We start from the raw sequence: 17,970 nt of genomic DNA, 5'->3' as shown, positions 1-17,970 counted from the left end.
TTGTTGATGTCATGGGGGTTGTTTCGAAAGCACAAAGGAACTGTTTTTACAGTTCCTTACCCTATGATTCCCTTAAGTTAATGACATTGGGGGTTGGGGGTGGTTATGATTACATTGCTTGCATTTAAGCTATTTCCAACTACTTGTTTCAATTCTAAAGTAGCAGTGTTCAGCACGGTGGAGTATAACTGTATATTCAGCATTGCTGCAATAAAAAGTATATCTGTTGCTGTCGGGTTTAGGTACAACGCTGGGTTACAAAACGTTCAAGAAAGCATCGGTTTTGCCATTTAGCCCTGGGTGTAGCGATACCCTGCAGCAAGGAGGTACGACGTAGCGAAGCGTATAAGCGTAACACAGGAAGAAATTAGGTGAAGTGCGTAAATCTTGCGCTCAAAAAAAAACGTTTTAATGCAACATTTGTAAAATTCCTGAGTCTTATGCTAACCAAACCAAACTTATGAAATTCTATCTAACCCTTTTAATGGCCTTATCTATGAGCCTTGTTTTTGCTCAGGATCCGGCTAAACAAAAGGAATTAAAGGCCGTCCGTACTGCTGAAACGCCAAAAATTGATGGTATATTAGATGATACCTGTTGGATAAATGTGCCAATTGCTACAGATTTTTTCGAAATAAGGCCTGTGCCTGGGAGGGTTGAAAAGCAAGATAGAAGGACTGAAATGAAAGTTTTGTATGATGACGTAGCAATTTATGTTTACGCCCGTATGTACGATGCGAGAGATAGTGTTTCGCATGAGCTGGTTTCGAGAGATAATATTGGTAACGCAGATTTTATATCCATAATCGTAGATCCGTTTTACGATAAAATGAACGGTAATGGCTTTTTTGTAACCGCTGCCGGCGTTCAATTCGATGCAAAATATTCGCAGGTTGGCGATGAAGACCCAAATTGGAATGCCGTATGGGAAAGTGCCGTTAAAATTGAAGATAAAGGCTGGACTTGCGAAATGAAAATTCCTTATTCAGCCTTGCGGTTTTCAAGTAAAGATATCCAAAACTGGGGTTTAAATTTTAGCAGGAGAATTCAAAGAAGCAACACACAAACTTTCTGGAATTTTGTAGACCCTAAAGTTAATGGTTTTATTAATCAGGAAGGTTTGTGGACTGGATTGGCTAATATTAAAGCACCTGTAAGGCTATCGTTTTCGCCATATCTTTCGGCTTATGTAAACCATTTTCCGGCAAATTTGCCTGGCGTTAAAAATACTACAGCCCGTTTTAATGGTGGTATGGATGTTAAGTATGGTATAAATAATAGTTTCACTTTAGATATGACGCTGGTGCCAGATTTTGGGCAGGTGCAATCTGATAACCGGATTTTAAACCTTACTCCGTTTGAAGTAAAATTTAACGAGAACAGGCAGTTTTTTACTGAAGGAACCGAGTTGTTTAATAAAGGCGATTTGTTTTATTCAAAACGAATTGGCTCAATTCCATCCTACTCAAACTACAGTGAAATTGGTGCAGGTGATAAAATTATAAAAGACCAAACCGAGGCGAAAGTGCTAAATGCAACAAAAATTTCGGGCAGAACGGCTAAAGGTTTAGGTGTTGGTATTTTTAATGCGATAACTAATAGCATGCAAACCGAGGTTGAGGATGCAAATGGAAATATTCGAGAGCTAGAAACCCAGCCGCTTACCAATTATAATATTCTCGTTTTCGACCAATCATTAAAAAATAACAGCTCTGCAACATTTATAAACACTAACGTTTTAAGGCAAGGCAGTGCTTACGACGCCAATGTATCGGCTTTACTTTTTAACCTTAACAATAAAGACAATAAATATTTTGTAAACGGCGGCGGTAAAATGAGCTATTTGCGTGGAGAAAAAACAAGCACTGGCTACAGTTATACTTTAAGGTTTGGTAAGCAAAGTGGAAACTTTACCTGGAGCTATAATCAGGTTTACGCTGATGATAAATTCGACCCATCGGATATGGGATTTTTTACAAATAATAACTTTTTGGACCAGCGTTTGGGTTTTGGGTACAACATTTTTAAACCAAGCAAATGGTACAATGAATGGCAAAGTTGGTTCAATATGTCTTATTCTAGAAGGGTAAACCCTGGCGATTACCAAAACTATGAAGTTGAAACAGGCACTTACGTTAGGTTTAAAAATTTATGGTCGGCAGAATTTAATGCAAATTATGGCGCAAAAGGCAACGACTTTTACGAAGCCAGAAACGGACAGGTTTACAAAGCTCCAGAAACATACCAAGTTGGATTGTTTATAAATCCCAATCGGGCTAAGGCATATAATTTTGGAGGAAATATTCGTTTCAGAGAGCAACAGTTATTTAAAGGAAAATCTTATCACTATTACCTGTTTCAAAATTTTAGGTTAAATGATAAAGTTGCTTTTGGTTTAGATTTATACTTTAACCCAAGTTACAATTATGTAAACTGGGCAACTATGCAAGGCGCTCAATCTATTTTTTCCAGATACGACCGCCGTACGGTGGAAAACTCTTTCGATGCTAAATATACATTTACAAATTTGATGGGTGTTGCTGTTGTGCTTCGCCATTATTGGAGCGATAGAAGAAACAAAGAATTTTATTTGCTTACACGAGATGGAAATCTAACGGATTATCAGGGTGCAACGCCAACAGGTACAGATAGAAATTACAATGTTTTCAATATCGATTTAATTTATACCTGGCAATTTGCGCCCGGAAGCACGCTAACTCTATCGTATAAAGATGCTGCCGAAACTTATCAAACCTACTACATGGAAAAATACAACCGAAACCTAAGTGGAATTTTATCTGCCCCGCAAAATAATAGTTTATCGGTTAAGGTTCTGTATTTTATAGATTATCTTGATTTAAAGAAGAAGCACAAAAAGATTTAGGTTAATGATTATGAAACCCGTTAGTCTCTTTGTTTACTTCGCTGCGGTCGGAATGACGAGTGAGTAATTATGATGATTAGCTGAGCAAGATTCTGTGTTTTGTATAGATCTTAATTTGAAGAAAATGATTTAATTTGTTAATTGTCGCTTAACTAAGCTTTGGTAGAAAATCTTCGTTCTGCTTTTAACCGACCTTACAAATTTTTGGGGGTGTTGAAGCCGGAGCAAAAAACCTATCTAGGAAAAACAAATGCAAAGCCCAAAGCTAAAGTCTGGCTGGCTTGTATTTTATTGGTTTGCATATCGGTATCAAATAATGCAATGCCTGTTAAACTCGTATTCATGAAACGGTTAATCTTCGCTGTTAGGGCAACATCTAAACGATGATCAATTCTTGAGTATCTAAAATTCTCATAAGGAATTAACATGGCGTATCTGGCTTTCAGGTTCGTATTGGTAAAAATATCTTTATCAAAAGCAGATACAATTTGGAATGCAAGATCGTTCTTTATTTTTTTGCCATATTCTACACCATAAACTTTTTGAGTAAGTCTTTTAACCGGATCTGGCTCATTGTAAAGTTCTTGGTCGAGTACAAATGTTTGGCGGGCAGTACCAGTACCAAAACGGGTAGAAAAATATTTATTTGGCTTATACTCAAAACCTACCGATTCTGTTAAATAACCAGGGCCCATAAATTTTGAAATTAACTTAGCCGTTTCAACACCGTTTACAACAGAATAAGAAAAACCATTATCAAACTGAGATTCAAAGTTAATTGAACCAAAGAAATACCAATTTTTAGATAATTGAAAAGAAGCCTTGTTATCCCAGAAAATCCTATCGTTGGTTTTCTTTTGCAATTGATCTTTATTTTTAATTTTCCCATATTGCAAAATTACCTCACTAACATAGCTGTAGCTGTTTTTACTATATTCTGCTTTCCAGTTTACTAAACCACCCACGGCGATAGAGTTAACACCGCCACCTTTCCAGTTATCACTAAATTGTGCCTGGTTTATATTTATCCCAATCGATGTTCTTGTTTTCCAATAATTAACTTTTGCATTAACCACTGCCGGACGTAATTTAACAGGCTCGAAAGACAACGGTAATATTCTGCTTGGTAATGGACTGCGCTTTAGCTTTATGTTCAAATCTTTAGTATCGATTGGAATTGTATCGACTTCCTGAGCATATAACTTAGTGGAACTGAGGCTTAAAAAGATGATTATTACGGCTAAATACTTCTTCATTAGGTACAAAGAAAAAGAAAATTTATTAGAGATTAAAAGGTTTTAATATCAATATGATAAAAGATAGCTAAAAACCAATGAATGTTTTTAATGTTTTAAGGTAGTTTTAGTGCTTTAACATTTTTAATCCAACCGAACCATTTGTTGCTTTTAAGATAACCTAGATCGTCTTCGTTATCATAAGCTTCCTGTTCGAAAACAATTTTCATGTAAGCCAAATGGTGCTTTTTGTAAACCAGAAGATTAATTAAATAGTTAAATAAATAGAGGGCGTAAAATGGTAAAATAAGTAATTCTAATTGCTGCCTTAAATGTATTTTTTCGTGATTTATAAGAGCGGCGTTATTTTTATCTGCTTTGCGTTTAACCAAAATAAATGGAAATATGGCCATGCCATTGGCTGGTAATTGCTTAATAATTACAACGGGTGCTTTCACAGTTTATCTATGCTTAATTGTGGCAATTGTGGTAGTCTTAAAGCGGCTGGGTTTGCCCGATAACTTTTATAAGCATTTCTAACAAACATATTAAAGGAATAATCTGATGCCTCCAAAACAAATTGATAAGTTGGACGGTATTGCTCCATAAAATCTTTCAATTCAGGCTCTTTTAAGCCCAAAATTTGCTGCACTAGGTTAGGGTTGTAGCGATAATCGATCAAATCCTCCCTATAATCTTTTTCTAAAATTTTCTGCAAGTGTCTGGCGTTTTTGCCTTGCCTGCTTAGCAAGTTATAAATGGCATCAATACCCAGGCCAACACCTCCATTTCCAAAATTTAGTAAATCTTTGCTGCTGCCTCTTTGGGTTGCATAACGAAATTCTTTAATCGATTTTTCGTACTGTTGCTGCGGCGTTAATCTTTTTTGTTGTATTAATACATCTCTTAAACGAATGCCAAGCGGCTTTAATTGAAAATATGCTGCAGATTGACCTTTAAAAATTACAGTATCTACACCATATCCGGCCAATGCGGCTACCAAAGTATCGCCAGGCACAGCAAAGGTGCTAAATTCTCCTTTTGTAGTATTGTAGAGTCCATCGCCACTTCTGGTATTGTAAATATATACTTTGGCAAGCCTTTGTTTCGATTCCTTATCAATAACCACACCCTGCACAGGTTTAGTTTGTGCAAAAAGCATCGCCGAAAGACCAATAAAAAAAACAAACGCTATTAAAAATCTCATTGAATAACAAAACTACAATTAATGGGGCAGTACTTATGCCGATTAACATTATTTAACCTTAAGTACCTGTCCAAGTTTAATACCATCTGCAGTTAAATTGTTTAAAATTTTTAAATCTTCCACGCTGATGTTAAATCTTTTGGCAATATTGTAAAGCGTATCACCCTTAATTACAGTATAAGTTCCGTCGGCTAAAATTGGTTTTGCGCCTGGAGGAGGTGTTTCAACTGGTGTAAATTTTTTCTTTTCCAATGGGATGTTTTCATTTATTTCAGAGAAAACCCGATCTTCTCTGGCAATTTTTTGTTTCTCTGTTTCAGATTGATCATACTGATAAAGCTGATATTTTTCAATCATGTTGATTAATAAATCTGGATATTTTGGATTGGTAGCATAACCAGCTTGTTTTAAGCCCAATGCCCAGCTTTTATAATCATTTTTATCTAGTTGAAAAAGTGCACTATAACGTTTACGTTTTAGAAACTCTGAGTGATCTTTAAAAGATTCCCGAGCATCTTTATAAACCCTAAAACAATCGTTTTTTTGATCATCATCTCTAAAATAGTTTTTTCCCTTCCAATCAGATGTACATTTTATTCCGAAGTGATTATTTGCATATTTTGCTAAATCACTGTTTCCACTACCCGATTCCAAAATACCTTGAGCCAATGTAATGCTTGCCGGAATACCATACGCATTCATTTCCTCAATTGCTACGGCTTTAAATTCGTCTATATAACTTAGCGTATTATAACTTTTATAAGTGTTGTTGTTTGCTTTATTTGCCGCCTTTTCTATCTGTTTGTTGTTTTTACTAAACTTTCTTGATGAGCATGAGCTAAAAAATATAATGAGAAGGGCAAAGCAAATGAGTTTGATATTCATAATTAGGTTGATGTATTTGGATTATAGCAGTTTATAATTTGATTTTCTGGCCTGGCTTAAGATTTACTTTCTTCAGACCGTTTTTATTCATTAAGGCTTTAACTGTTGTACCTTTCTTTTTTGCAATTACGCTTAAATTATCACCAGATTTTACGGTGTAAGTTTTGGAAATTCTGGTTTTGCTATTCTTTCTTCTGTATTTAGGTTTATACACAGGTTCAATGTAATCTTCCGGGCGTTCATCGTATTTGTATAATTCGTATTTCCTAACCATTGCAATTACTTGGCTGGCCCAAGTTCTGCTATGTGCGTATCCAGAACGCTGTATACCTCTTGCCCAGCCTTGGTAATCGTATTGATCGTATTTCTCAAAAAGATTATTAAATGGAGAACGGGTTTCCATAATTTCTATAAAATGGCTGTAAGATTCATCGTCACTTTCGTAATCTCGATAAGCAGAACGGATTTCGGTATTGTTGTTTGGCCCCTTAACGCCGAAATGATTGTTTAGGTGTTGCGCAATTCTGCTGTTCCCTGCCGCAGACTCATGGATAGCGACAGCTAATATTAAGCTTGCCGGTATTTTATGGTCACGCATTAATGTTTGTGCAACTTCTACATGCTCCGCTATATATTCTTCTGTTTCTTGTGCTTTTGTAATTAATACACTTAAAATTAAGAGGCAAAAAGTAAAAATTTTCATTATTGTTTGGTTAATTGGTTAATCGTAAAATTGGTTTAATCGATAAAAAATCATTTAACCGATATAACAGTTCCGACAATTAACCTAGTTTCCTGATTACGAAAAGCCCATCTCTAACAGGTAAAATTAATTTTTCAACTCGCTTATCTTCAGCTATTTTATCATTAAAGCTAGTAATATTCTTCGTGTCTTTATCTTGTTTCTCTTGAAGTACTTTTCCACTCCACAGTACATTATCAACAATAATAATTCCACCCGGACGAACAGAATCGAATATTAAATCGTAGTAGGTGCCATTGTTTTTCTTATCCGCATCAATAAAAACAATATCGAATACCTCTTCTAATTTCTTTACTGTTTGGGCTGCATCTCCTAAAATATATTTGATTTTATTGTTGTAGGGCGACTTTGCAAAATTATTCCTAACCATTTCCTCTAGCTCAATATTGATATCGAGCGTATAAATAATTCCATTATCGGTTAAACCTTCAGCTAAGCACAGTGTTGCATAACCAGTAAATGTTCCTATTTCTAATATCCTGGTAGGTGAAACCATTTTGCTTAACATACTCAAAACCCTGCCTTGATAATGGCCAGATAGCATTCTTGGCATTAAAACTTTTAGATTGGTTTCTCTATCAATTTGCTGCAGTAGTTCGCTTTCTAGTTCGCAATAGTTAATAAGTAAATCTTGTAAATCGTCGTTTATCAGGCTCATTTTGTTTGGTTATAAACGGTTAATCTCCATAAAATATTGTAAAATGATGGTTGCCGCAATGGTATCAACCCGTTCCTTATCTCTTCTATCTGATTTTTTTAAGCCACTTTGCATAATGGTTTGATGTGCCATTTTTGATGTGAAACGTTCATCTACCCAATGTTGTGGGATTGCTGGAAACGCTTTTTTTAATGAAGTTGAAAACCCTTTTACATGTTGTTTTGAATCAGAATCAGATCCATCCATTTGTTTTGGGTCTCCGATTACAAATGCCTCTACTTGTTCGGTAGACAGATATTTTTTAATGTATTCAATAGCATCTTTTGGATGAACGGTATCTAAACCTGTGGCTATAATTTGTAATGGATCTGTAACGGCAATGCCGATGCGTTTGGTTCCATAATCGAAGGCAAGGATTCTGGGCATATCGAAATGTAAAACCTAATATGAAATAAATCAGGTTTGTTTAAAGCCTCAAAGGTAAGGTTTTTTAATAAATTGATTTCTTTGCCAGATTCTGCTAAAAATAATTTAAGAACCAGCCCTCTTCATTTCATCGCTAACACCTCCGTTTGAACGCTTAGGTAATTTTAAAGGTTTCCCGAAACGGAAACTAAAACTTAGGAAGAATAAACGGCTATCACGTGTTAATTTGAAATATTCTTTTGCCTGCGCAAAATCGGTTAAACCTTCCATAGCCTGGTTAAAGAAAATATCTCTGGCACTAAACTTTAATGTCCCTTTGCCTTTAAGTATGGTTTTAGATAATCCTGCAGAAACCTGTCCTGTTGGATAAAGTAATTCTTGCAAATCATTACGTGCCTTTGTAATATAAAAACCAGAAAGCTCGGCACTTAGTGTTTTTAGAATATTAAATTGATTACTGATGTTAAACTGAAATTGATTTACCGATGATTTGTAGCTTACATTTTGATAACCATTAAAGCTTTTATGATTGAAATTTGCCTGTCCGTTAGATAACCACCATTTAGTAGGTGATAATTGTAACGATGCAGATAAACCAAGATTTTTCATCTCGCCAACATTTCCATCCGTGTAAATTAAAATATTTGTTCCTTCTGATAAGAAGAGCTGCGAAAAATAATCTTCAGTTATACTGTATGATATAGTTGTAGTTAATAACTGATTGTAACGGTGACTAAATTCTACATTCCAACTATATTGAGGTACGATATAAGGGTTGCCTCTTTGAATGGTATACTTATTTACAATAAAGGTAAAAGGATTAAGTTTTTGATAAGGTGGCCTATCTATTCTCCGGCTTGCAGTAATCGTGAAAGTATTTAAAGAATCGGTTTGGTAGCTTAAATATCCAGAAGGAAATAAATTTGTATAACTTCTTGAAAAGGATGAATCAGGCTTAGCGCTGTTCCCTAACTGATGCGCATCATAATCTGTATCTTCGAAACGTAAACCAAATTGAGCATTTATGTTTCCTGCCTTATGCTCTAAACTGGCGTATAAAGCATGAATGTTTTCTTTGTATTTGAAATGATTACTTCTATTTAAATCTCGTGTTCTAATAAGCTCATTAATGCTTATATAATTGGCATTATTATCCGTACTTATCGCAGAGGATTTAAAACCAGATTCGAATGTATTGTTTTTATTAATACGAACGGTATAATCTGCTTTAGCTGAAAATATTTTAAGTGTTGAAGGTATTTGAATGTCAGTACCCTGATTATAACTATTTGTTGATATCAATCTGTTTGTAAACTGTTGATTGTTATCCATGCTGTATCTTAACAAATCAAAATCTACAGATAAATCCTGCGTTTTTCCAAGAACTTGTTTTAAATTAAAGTTTAACGCTCCATTTTTAAATTTGTATAAACTATTACTTACTGTAGATATAGCAGAATCAACTGCGCCGTTGGTTTTTTTCCAAGTTGCAATTGCGTCACTATTTCCATCTCTTTGAATTAATGTTCCGCTTGCGTAAAAGCCAATTGTTGTATTTTTCGAAGCATAGAAATCAACACCGGTTTTAAGAAATTTATAATGTAAAAGATTGGCTATTGCTATATTCTGATCTAGAATTCCGGTAATGTTATTATTCTGTTCAAAATAACTTCTGTAAGCATAAATATCAGTGAAACTATTGTTGGTATTGTAATTTAAAGCTGCGAAAGCATTTATTTTTCCTTTTTTATAATTCAGCAATAAGCTATTATTGTTTTTATAATCTCTGCTCCAGCCGCCAATTATGTTTACTGAGCCATTAAATCCATCTTGAGTAATTTTCTTGGTTTTAATATTTATAATACCACTATTTCCACTGGCATCGTATTTTGCAGATGGGTTAGTCATTAATTCGATTTGATTAACCTGTGCCGAACTCATACTTGATAAAAGGTTGGTTAAGTCTCCACCCAATAAATACGTTGGTTTTTCATCAATCATTATTAAAACATTCGGTTTGCCTTGCAAGCTTATGTTTCCGTCTTTATCAACCATTACACCAGGCGATTTTTCCAGCAATTCCAAAACAGTTGTACCAGCATTGGTAATTCCTGCATCAACATTTAAAATAATTTTCCCCTTTATATGTTGTATTGGAGATTTGTTGCCTTCAACTACAACTTCTTTGAGTAGCTGGCTGCTTGGTAAAATTTTTAAATTAATGGTACTTAATACAAATGGCGACTTAATCATGGTTGATTTCCGACTTTCGTAACCAACTGCTTTCGCATAAAAATAATAGTTGCCTTTAATAGGCTCGCTAAAAAATACTGAACCTTTTTTATCGGTTTTACCAGATTTTACAACAACGTTTTTTGAGGATAAAAGTTGGACGGTTACATTTTCGAATGGAACATTTTTCTCATTGAAGACAATAACTTTTATAAGTTTTGATTTATTCTGAGTGAAGCCTGGTATTGCATACAGCAACAGAAATAGCCATGATACAGACTTTAAGAGGTTCATTCGGATAAACAATAGTTAGTTGAGCGTTTCGGTTGATGCCAAATATATAAAAAAAACAGTCACACTCATGTTACACATAAAATTTTGTTCTTGTTTTGATTTTTGAAACCGCTTGAACTGTAATTATATACATTTAAATGGGTTTAGTCATGGTCAAAATGTAAGGGTAATTTAACTTATTTCAATTCAAATTCTTATTTTGCACCAAATGCAGTTTAAAGAAATAATAGGACAAGAACGAATTAAGCAACAGTTGGTGCAAACGGTTAATGAAAACCGGATAAGCCATGCACAGTTGTTTTTATCGCCTCAAGGTGCTGGTGCTGTACCACTTGCAATTGCCTATGCACAGTATATAAACTGCCTGGATAAAGGTACAGATGATAGCTGCGGTGTATGCGCAAGTTGTAGAAAATATGAACGACTAATTCACCCAGATTTACACTTTTCTTATCCATTTTTTGCCTCTACAAGTATTAAAACAGCTGTAGACGTTTTGGATGAATGGCGAAATATGGTCTTAGTAGATACTTATTTCGGTATGGATATTTGGCGTTCTAAATTAGATGCTGGAAATAAGCAACCTAATATTCCAATTTCTGAATGCCACGATATTATTAAAAAATTAAGTTATAAAGCCTTCGAAGCTGATACGAAAGTATTAATTATGTGGTTGCCAGAATATTTAGATAAATCTGGTAATGCTTTGCTAAAATTAATTGAAGAGCCACCTGCAAATACATTATTCATTTTGATTGCTCAAAATCAGGAGCAAATTTTAACCACTATACTTTCCCGAACACAAATTGTTAAAATTCCGAAGCTAAGCGATCAAGAAGTGTCTGATTATCTACTGTCAAAAAGTAGTGTTAGCCATAACCAAGCAATTGATTATGCTTTTTTAGCGGATGGAAACATAATTGAAGCAAAGGCTTTAGCGGCTGATACTCAGAATGACAGTTCCGGAATTTTTGCATCTTGGTTAAGAAATGGTTACAGCAATAAAGTCCCCGATTTAATCGATTTTACTGATGAGGCTGCAAAATGGGGAAGAGAAAATCAAAAGAATTTTTTAAAGTACGGCATAAATTATTTACGAGAGTGTTGTTTGCTACTCAGCGGTGCTGAGGCGTTGGTAAAACTACCTCCATTAACGCTAGAAACTGCTAAAAAGTTAAGTACGCATGTGCTTACTTTGCCAATGGCCGAAGCCATTATTGCCGAATTAGAAACGGCGCATTACCACATTGAAAGAAATGGGAACCCAAAAATTCTGTTTTTAGATGTATCTTTACAATTGGTAAAAATTATCAAGTTTAAAACGCTCCCTGCGGGGACTCAATATATATACAATTAGCTATGGGATGTGGAAGTTGTTCTACAGGTGGTGGTTGCACCCCTAATGGATGCAAAAGTAATGGCTCTTGCGGTACCGGTGGGTGCCAAACAATGGAAGTTCACGATTGGCTATCCAACTTGGATATGCCCTCAAATTATAAACCTTTTCAGGTTACCGAAATAAAATTTAAAGGTTCTCGTAAGGAGTTTTTTGTTAACACAGATAACATTTACCTCGAAATAGGTGAATTAGTTGCGGTTGAAGGCCCAACCGGAGGTTTTGATGTTGGCCACGTTTCGCTAACAGGAGAATTGGTTCGTGTTCAAATGAAACGCAGAAAAACCAGCATCGATCAGGTTACAAAAAAAATATACCGTAAAGCAACTGAGGCCGATGTTGAAAAATGGAATGCCGCCAAAGGGATGGAATGGGAAACCATGCATAAGGCACGCAAACTGGCGTTGGATTTGCGTTTATCAATGAAAATTAGCGATGTTGATTATCAGGCAGACAAAACAAAAGCAACTTTTTTTTATACCGCGGATGGACGTGTTGATTTCAGGGAACTGATAAAAAAAATGGCCGAAAGTTTCCGTATTCGTATAGAAATGCGCCAGATTGGAATGCGCCAGGAAGCCGGCCGTTTAGGCGGTATTGGTTCTTGTGGCCGAGAATTATGCTGCTCAACCTGGTTAACAAACTTTAAAACCGTTTCTACGGCTGCAGCACGTTACCAAAATTTATCTCTAAACACATTAAAACTTGCCGGCCAGTGCGGAAAGTTAAAGTGCTGCTTAAATTACGAACTTGATACTTATTTAGATGCCTTAAAAGATATTCCGGACAGAATTGAAAACCTTGATACAGAAGCTGGTTATGCCCGACATCAAAAAACCGACATCTTTAAAAAGGTAATGTGGTTTAGCTATCAAGGCGATGAAAACTGGATTCCGGTTGCTGCAGCTCGTGTAAAAGAAATTATGGCCATGAATAAGGCTGGTAAAAAAGCGCCAAACTTAAAACAAGAAGCCGTACAAATCTCCGCACCTGTTATTATCGAAAAATCTTTTGATTATGAAAATGTTGTTGGTCAGGATAGCTTAACCAGGTTGGATGAACGTTCTAGAAATAAAAACAACAAAAATAAAAAGAGCAAAAATAATCAGAACAGAGGCGAGAGAGGTCCAAATACAAACCCAAATCAACGTCCTCAAAATCAGGAGCAAAAACAAGGTAATGGAAAGCCACAACAACAAGGGCAGAGACCACAACAAAATCAAAGAAATCAGTCTCAGCCAGTACCTAAGCCTGCACATGTAAACGGACCAAAGCCTCAACATAAAAACCAAAAGCCTCAAAGCGAGCAAAAGCCGCTTGTTGTTAGTGCTGACGGAAGTGCGGGGGTTGATGAAAATAAAGTGGAACAAAATCGAAACAGGAATAGAAATAACAGAAGAAAAAACAATAATCGCCGCAAAGAAAATGGCTCAGATAATAAACCAGCTGCAGAATAAGAGATTTGCACACTTATTTTGCATTTTATTAATTGCTATATTTTTTTTAGGATGTAAGCCCGTTATTGTAGATGGTAATAATGAAATTACCGATCGCAAATGGACTTACAGAAACCGGATAATTACTTCTTTTGATATTAAAGACAATAGCAAAAGCTACAACATATATTTTAAGTTGAGGCATACTGCAGATTATAAATATTCTAACATCTTTATATTGGTGCATTTTATCGATGGGAAAAATAAAATAACCAAAAGATATCAGTATAAATTAGCTAAAAATGATGGTGAATGGCTTGGTAGTGGTTCTGGTAATATTTTTAACTATAATTTGCCACTACTTACCAAACATCATTTTCCTAGAAACGGTAAGTTTTCAATAGAAATTGAACAAAACATGCGTGATAATCCACTCTTAGAGGTTGCCGATGCTGGCATTTTAGTTGAAGAAGTAGAATAATTACAAATATTGTAACAAACTTTCCAATTTCATTCCTCTTGAACCTTTTAGCAAAATCAAATTATTTTTAACCGGATTTTCTTGCAGGTAGATTGCGGCTTCAGCTGGTGTTTCAAAAAAGGTGGCTTTAACTTTATCTTTCAACACGAAAAAGTATTTTCCTATCAGGATGATTTCGTTTAATCCGCTGTTAGCTACCTGTTCTGCGATAATTTCATGTTGTTCTGCAGATTCTGGTCCAAGCTCAAACATATCGCCGAATATTACGGTTTTGCTCGAAGCCGATAGCGTAGAAATGTTATTTAATGCGGCGCTCATGCTGCTTGGATTTGCATTGTAGAAATCGCAAATCACGGTATTGTTTTCTGTTTTTGTTAATTGAGATCGGTTATTTTTTGGCTGATAGTTTGACAAACCTTTGTTAATCTCCTCGGCATCCATATCAAAAAAATCACCTATACAAATTGCGGCTAAAATATTTTCAAAATTATAGCTGCCTGTTAGGTTTGTTTTTACTGTTGAAAAAACTTCATGATTGGTCCAGTCAACCTCGATATAAGGATCGCTGCTTTTTAAACTACCTTTAATGGTGTTCCCATTTTCTGTGCCATAGTAAATTAGTTTATTTAAGCCGGCGGTTGCGCTCATCTCCAGTAAAAAATTATTATCTCTGTTGATGAACGTATAGCCATTTGTTTGCTTTAGATATGCATAAAGTTCGGCTTTGCCCTTCTTTACACCTTCAAAACCTCCAAAACCATCTAAATGCGCCATGCCAACGTTGGTAATAATTCCATGTGTTGGCTGTGCAATTATGCAAAGTAATTCTATTTCTTTTTGATGATTAGCCCCCATTTCAATAATGGCAATTTCCACATCACTTTTAACAGAAAGAATAGAAAGCGGAACACCAATATGGTTATTCAAGTTGCCGAAAGTGGCAAAAGTTTTATATCGCTCTGCTAAAACAGCATTTACCAATTCTTTACTGGTTGTTTTGCCATTACTTCCGGTTAAACCGATTACCGGAATTTTTAATTGTTTACGATGATGACGAGCCAAATCCTGCAAAGCAGATAAAACATCATCAACCAAGAGACAATGGTCATTCGCATATTTTGCCTCATCAACAATGGCATACGATGCACCTTTTTCAACAGCTTGTTGCGCAAATTCATTCGCATTAAAATTATCACCCTTTAAAGCAAAGAAGATACTTCCATTCGTAATGCTTCTGGTATCAGTTGATATTAAGGGGTTTGCCAGATAAAATTCGTAAAGCTTTTCGGTTGTCAACATACTTATCGTAAAAAATATGCTGTAAAATTAAGCTTTAGCATCAACAAAAAACAAAATTTGTACATTAGGTAAATTTTATTTTAAAATGAAGAAAATTCTAACGCTTTGTCTGCTTACTCTTGTCTCTGTATTTTTTGTTTCAGCTCAGGTAAAAACGCCTGATGAATTTTTAGGCTATGAACTCGGAACACATTTCACGCCCCATTATAAAGTGGCCGATTATTTCAGACAAACCGCTTTGGCTTCTTCAAAAAATGTAAAGTTAATTGAATATGGTAAAACCAATGAAGGAAGGCCTTTGATAGTTGCAGTAATTTCATCACCAGAAAATATTTCTAAAGTTGAGCAAATCAGGAATAATAACCTTTCACTTGCTACGGGTAAATCAAGCGGTGTCGATTTAGCAAATCAACCTGGTATTTTGTGGTTAAGCTATAATGTGCATGGTAACGAAGCAAATTCTACAGAAACTTCGATGAAAATGCTTTACAATCTTGCTTCAGGAACAAATCAACAAGCAAATGAATGGCTAAGAAATACCGTTGTAGTAATCGACCCATGTTTAAATCCTGATGGTAGAGACCGTTACGTAAATTACTTTAACAGCGTTGTTGGCAGTAAGCCAAGTTCAGATCCAACATCAAGAGAACATATCGAGCCTTGGCCAGGTGGCAGACCAAACCATTATTATTTTGATTTAAACCGAGACTGGGCTTGGCAAACACAGTTAGAAAGTAAGCAAAGATTAAATTTATACAACCAGTGGATGCCTCAGGTACATGTAGATTTTCATGAACAAAGCTACAATGACCCCTATTATTTTGCGCCTGCGGCAGAACCTGTGCATCAAACTGTTACGCCTTGGCAAAAGAGTTTTCAAGTTGTTGTAGGAAAAAATAATGCAAAATATTTCGATGCGGAAGGTTGGCAATATTTTACAAAAGAGCGATTCGATTTACTTTATCCATCTTATGGAGATACTTATCCTTTGTACAATGGCGCAATTGGTATGACTTACGAGCAAGGCGGAATCAGGGCAGGTTTATCAGTGGTAACAAACGATGGTGATACTTTAACACTTAAAGATAGAATCGCACATCACTACACAACAGGAATGTCGACACTTGAAGTTACATCTCTAAATCACACTAAACTATTAGATGAGTATAAGAAATACTTTCAACAAGAGTTAACTACTGCTCCAGGCATTTATAAAAGTTATATTATTAAACCAACCAATTTATCACGCTTAAAAAAACTAGCAGAACTTTTAACAAAAAATAAAATTGAGTTTGCCTTTGGCAGCGATAAAGGCGGCAGAGGTTACGATTATGATACGCAAAAAGAGGAAAATTTTACTATTGGTCGTAATGATTTAGTAGTAAATCTTCAACAATCTCGTGCGGTTTTAGCAAATGTGCTTTTAGAACCTCAAACTTTTGTAACCGATTCAAATACTTACGATATTACGGCTTGGGCTTTGCCTTATGTTTATGGATTAAAAGCCTATGCAAGTAAAGAAAGCATCAAAGGAAAATACAGTTCAATGCAAGAGGCAGAACTTGTTTCTAATGATTTAGATAAACCTTTAGCTTGGTTGTTTGGATGGGGAACCAGTGAAGATGCACAAATATTAAGCGCTCTGCAAAAGGAAAATATTAAAGTCAGACAAGCAGATCAGGCTTTTACTGTTGCTGGAAAGGATTATCCGGCAGGAACATTAATTGTTCTAAGAGTTGAAAATGAGAAAACTATTAAAACTTTAAGAGATAAGGTTGTTAAAATTGCCAAAGCAGTAGGCAAGCCTGTTCAAGCAATTACAAGTGGTTTCGTAGATAAAGGAAAGGATTTTGGCTCATCAGTTTACCCGATTTTGAAACAACCAAAAGTTGCCATCGTTTCAGGTAATGAAGTTTCCTCTTTAGCCTTCGGTGAGGTTTGGTTTCATGTAGAACATGATTTGGGTTTATCACCAGTTATAATCAATGCCAGAGATTTAAATAATTTGGATATTAATAAGGTAAATACGGTAATTCTTCCTGATGGGAGTTACACCAACTTTATTGATGAAGGATTAAAAGGTTGGATTAATAGAGGTGGTAAGTTAATTTTAATGGAAGATGCTATAGAAAGTGTGCTGGATAAAAAAGGCTTCGACATTAAAAAGAAAGAGGCAGTTGTTAAAAAAGATGCAAAGCCAGAACCGAGCAAACTTCTTTTTAAAGATAAGGATAGAGACGATTATGAAAACAGCATTCCAGGAGCGATTTATAAAATTAACATGGATGCTTCGCATCCGTTTGCTTACGGTTTAGGTAAAAACTATTACTCACTTAAAACCGATAGCAAAATTTATGAACCCTTAACCAAAGGCTGGAATGTTGGGCAGCTAACTGATAAAAGTTTAATGGCAGGTGTTGTTGGTAAAAAAGTCCGCGAAGAATTAAAAACTGGATTATTAATTGGTGTTCAGCATTCTGGAAGAGGAAGCATTGTTTACCTTGCAAATGATCCACTTTTTAGAAATTTTTGGGAAGGTGGAAAAACACTATTCGGAAATATTATCTTTTGTAGCTACTAGCAAATTCTAATCTAAATTTAATGAATTTCAAGATTTTAGCCGAATTATAATAGCGATTTAATGCGATTATAATTCGGCTTTAATTTGTTAATCACTTTTGATTTTAATGTAACTTTAATGTTGAGGGTGTGGGCATAACATAATTTGAAGTGTTAAATGTTAAAAAATGTTAAAGATAAATTTGGTGTTATTG

At 35.2% G+C, this 17,970-nt stretch carries 14 protein-coding genes; 5 read left to right on the top strand and 9 right to left on the bottom strand.

What is annotated here, in order from left to right; translation table 11 throughout:
- Window positions 1-460 precede the first annotated feature (460 nt).
- Window positions 461-2,884 carry a DUF5916 domain-containing protein gene (locus QWY86_RS10015; RefSeq protein WP_290241498.1) on the top strand — a complete coding sequence of 808 codons (2,424 nt, stop codon included), beginning with the start codon at window positions 461-463 and terminating at the stop codon, window positions 2,882-2,884.
- 233 nt (window positions 2,885-3,117) lie between these two features.
- Here QWY86_RS10015 and QWY86_RS10010 read toward each other — a convergent pair whose 3' ends face one another.
- From QWY86_RS10010 to QWY86_RS09975, 8 genes are all read right to left on the bottom strand, one after another.
- Entirely contained in the window at window positions 3,118-4,140 is a 1,023-nt protein-coding gene (locus tag QWY86_RS10010; protein ID WP_290241496.1) for a DUF3078 domain-containing protein, read from the bottom strand.
- 95 nt (window positions 4,141-4,235) lie between these two features.
- Window positions 4,236-4,577, bottom strand: a complete 342-nt coding sequence (locus QWY86_RS10005; RefSeq protein WP_290241494.1) for a hypothetical protein — start codon at window positions 4,575-4,577, stop codon at window positions 4,236-4,238.
- Window positions 4,574-5,326, bottom strand: a complete 753-nt coding sequence (locus QWY86_RS10000) for a hypothetical protein (protein WP_290241492.1) — start codon at window positions 5,324-5,326, stop codon at window positions 4,574-4,576. The genes QWY86_RS10005 and QWY86_RS10000 overlap by 4 nt, the downstream gene beginning before the upstream one ends.
- Before the next feature lie 48 nt (window positions 5,327-5,374).
- Window positions 5,375-6,211, bottom strand: coding sequence for a glucosaminidase domain-containing protein (locus QWY86_RS09995; protein WP_290241490.1), 837 nt, complete (start codon window positions 6,209-6,211; stop codon window positions 5,375-5,377).
- Between the two features lie 31 nt (window positions 6,212-6,242).
- Window positions 6,243-6,914 (bottom strand): glucosaminidase domain-containing protein, encoded by a 672-nt coding sequence (locus tag QWY86_RS09990; protein ID WP_290241489.1) that lies wholly within the window; start codon window positions 6,912-6,914, stop codon window positions 6,243-6,245.
- 79 nt (window positions 6,915-6,993) lie between these two features.
- Window positions 6,994-7,632: an O-methyltransferase gene (locus tag QWY86_RS09985; RefSeq protein WP_290241486.1), complete on the bottom strand. Its 639-nt coding sequence runs from the start codon at window positions 7,630-7,632 to the stop codon at window positions 6,994-6,996.
- A gap of 9 nt (window positions 7,633-7,641) precedes the next feature.
- The gene (ruvX, locus tag QWY86_RS09980; RefSeq protein WP_290241483.1) at window positions 7,642-8,058 is read right to left on the bottom strand and encodes a Holliday junction resolvase RuvX; all 417 of its coding nucleotides are present in this window, start codon (window positions 8,056-8,058) and stop codon (window positions 7,642-7,644) included.
- Between the two features lie 105 nt (window positions 8,059-8,163).
- Complete coding sequence (locus QWY86_RS09975; protein WP_290241482.1) at window positions 8,164-10,584, bottom strand: outer membrane beta-barrel protein; 2,421 nt, start codon at window positions 10,582-10,584, stop codon at window positions 8,164-8,166.
- 208 nt (window positions 10,585-10,792) lie between these two features.
- Between QWY86_RS09975 and QWY86_RS09970 the strand changes: the two genes are divergently transcribed.
- The 3 genes from QWY86_RS09970 to QWY86_RS09960 are packed head-to-tail and all read left to right on the top strand — an operon-like array spanning window position 10,793 to window position 13,897.
- Window positions 10,793-11,941 (top strand): DNA polymerase III subunit, encoded by a 1,149-nt coding sequence (locus tag QWY86_RS09970; protein WP_290241479.1) that lies wholly within the window; start codon window positions 10,793-10,795, stop codon window positions 11,939-11,941.
- 2 nt (window positions 11,942-11,943) lie between these two features.
- Entirely contained in the window at window positions 11,944-13,437 is a 1,494-nt protein-coding gene (locus QWY86_RS09965) for a PSP1 domain-containing protein (RefSeq protein ID WP_290241477.1), read from the top strand.
- Entirely contained in the window at window positions 13,406-13,897 is a 492-nt protein-coding gene (locus QWY86_RS09960) for a gliding motility lipoprotein GldH (RefSeq protein WP_290241475.1), read from the top strand. Before QWY86_RS09965 ends, QWY86_RS09960 begins: the two co-directional genes overlap by 32 nt.
- Here QWY86_RS09960 and QWY86_RS09955 read toward each other — a convergent pair whose 3' ends face one another.
- Window positions 13,898-15,196 carry a UDP-N-acetylmuramoyl-tripeptide--D-alanyl-D-alanine ligase gene (locus QWY86_RS09955; protein ID WP_290241473.1) on the bottom strand — a complete coding sequence of 433 codons (1,299 nt, stop codon included), beginning with the start codon at window positions 15,194-15,196 and terminating at the stop codon, window positions 13,898-13,900.
- Window positions 15,197-15,281: 85 nt separating this feature from the next.
- Between QWY86_RS09955 and QWY86_RS09950 the strand changes: the two genes are divergently transcribed.
- Entirely contained in the window at window positions 15,282-17,777 is a 2,496-nt protein-coding gene (locus tag QWY86_RS09950) for a M14 metallopeptidase family protein (protein ID WP_290241471.1), read from the top strand.
- The last annotated feature ends 193 nt before the right edge of the window (window positions 17,778-17,970 follow it).

The sequence above is a fragment of the Pedobacter aquatilis genome, from assembly GCF_030409415.1.
GTDB classification, from domain to species: Bacteria; Bacteroidota; Bacteroidia; order Sphingobacteriales; family Sphingobacteriaceae; genus Pedobacter; species Pedobacter aquatilis.
The sequence above is the reverse complement of the archived record's forward strand: the minus strand, read 5'-3'. Positions and strand labels throughout refer to the sequence as shown.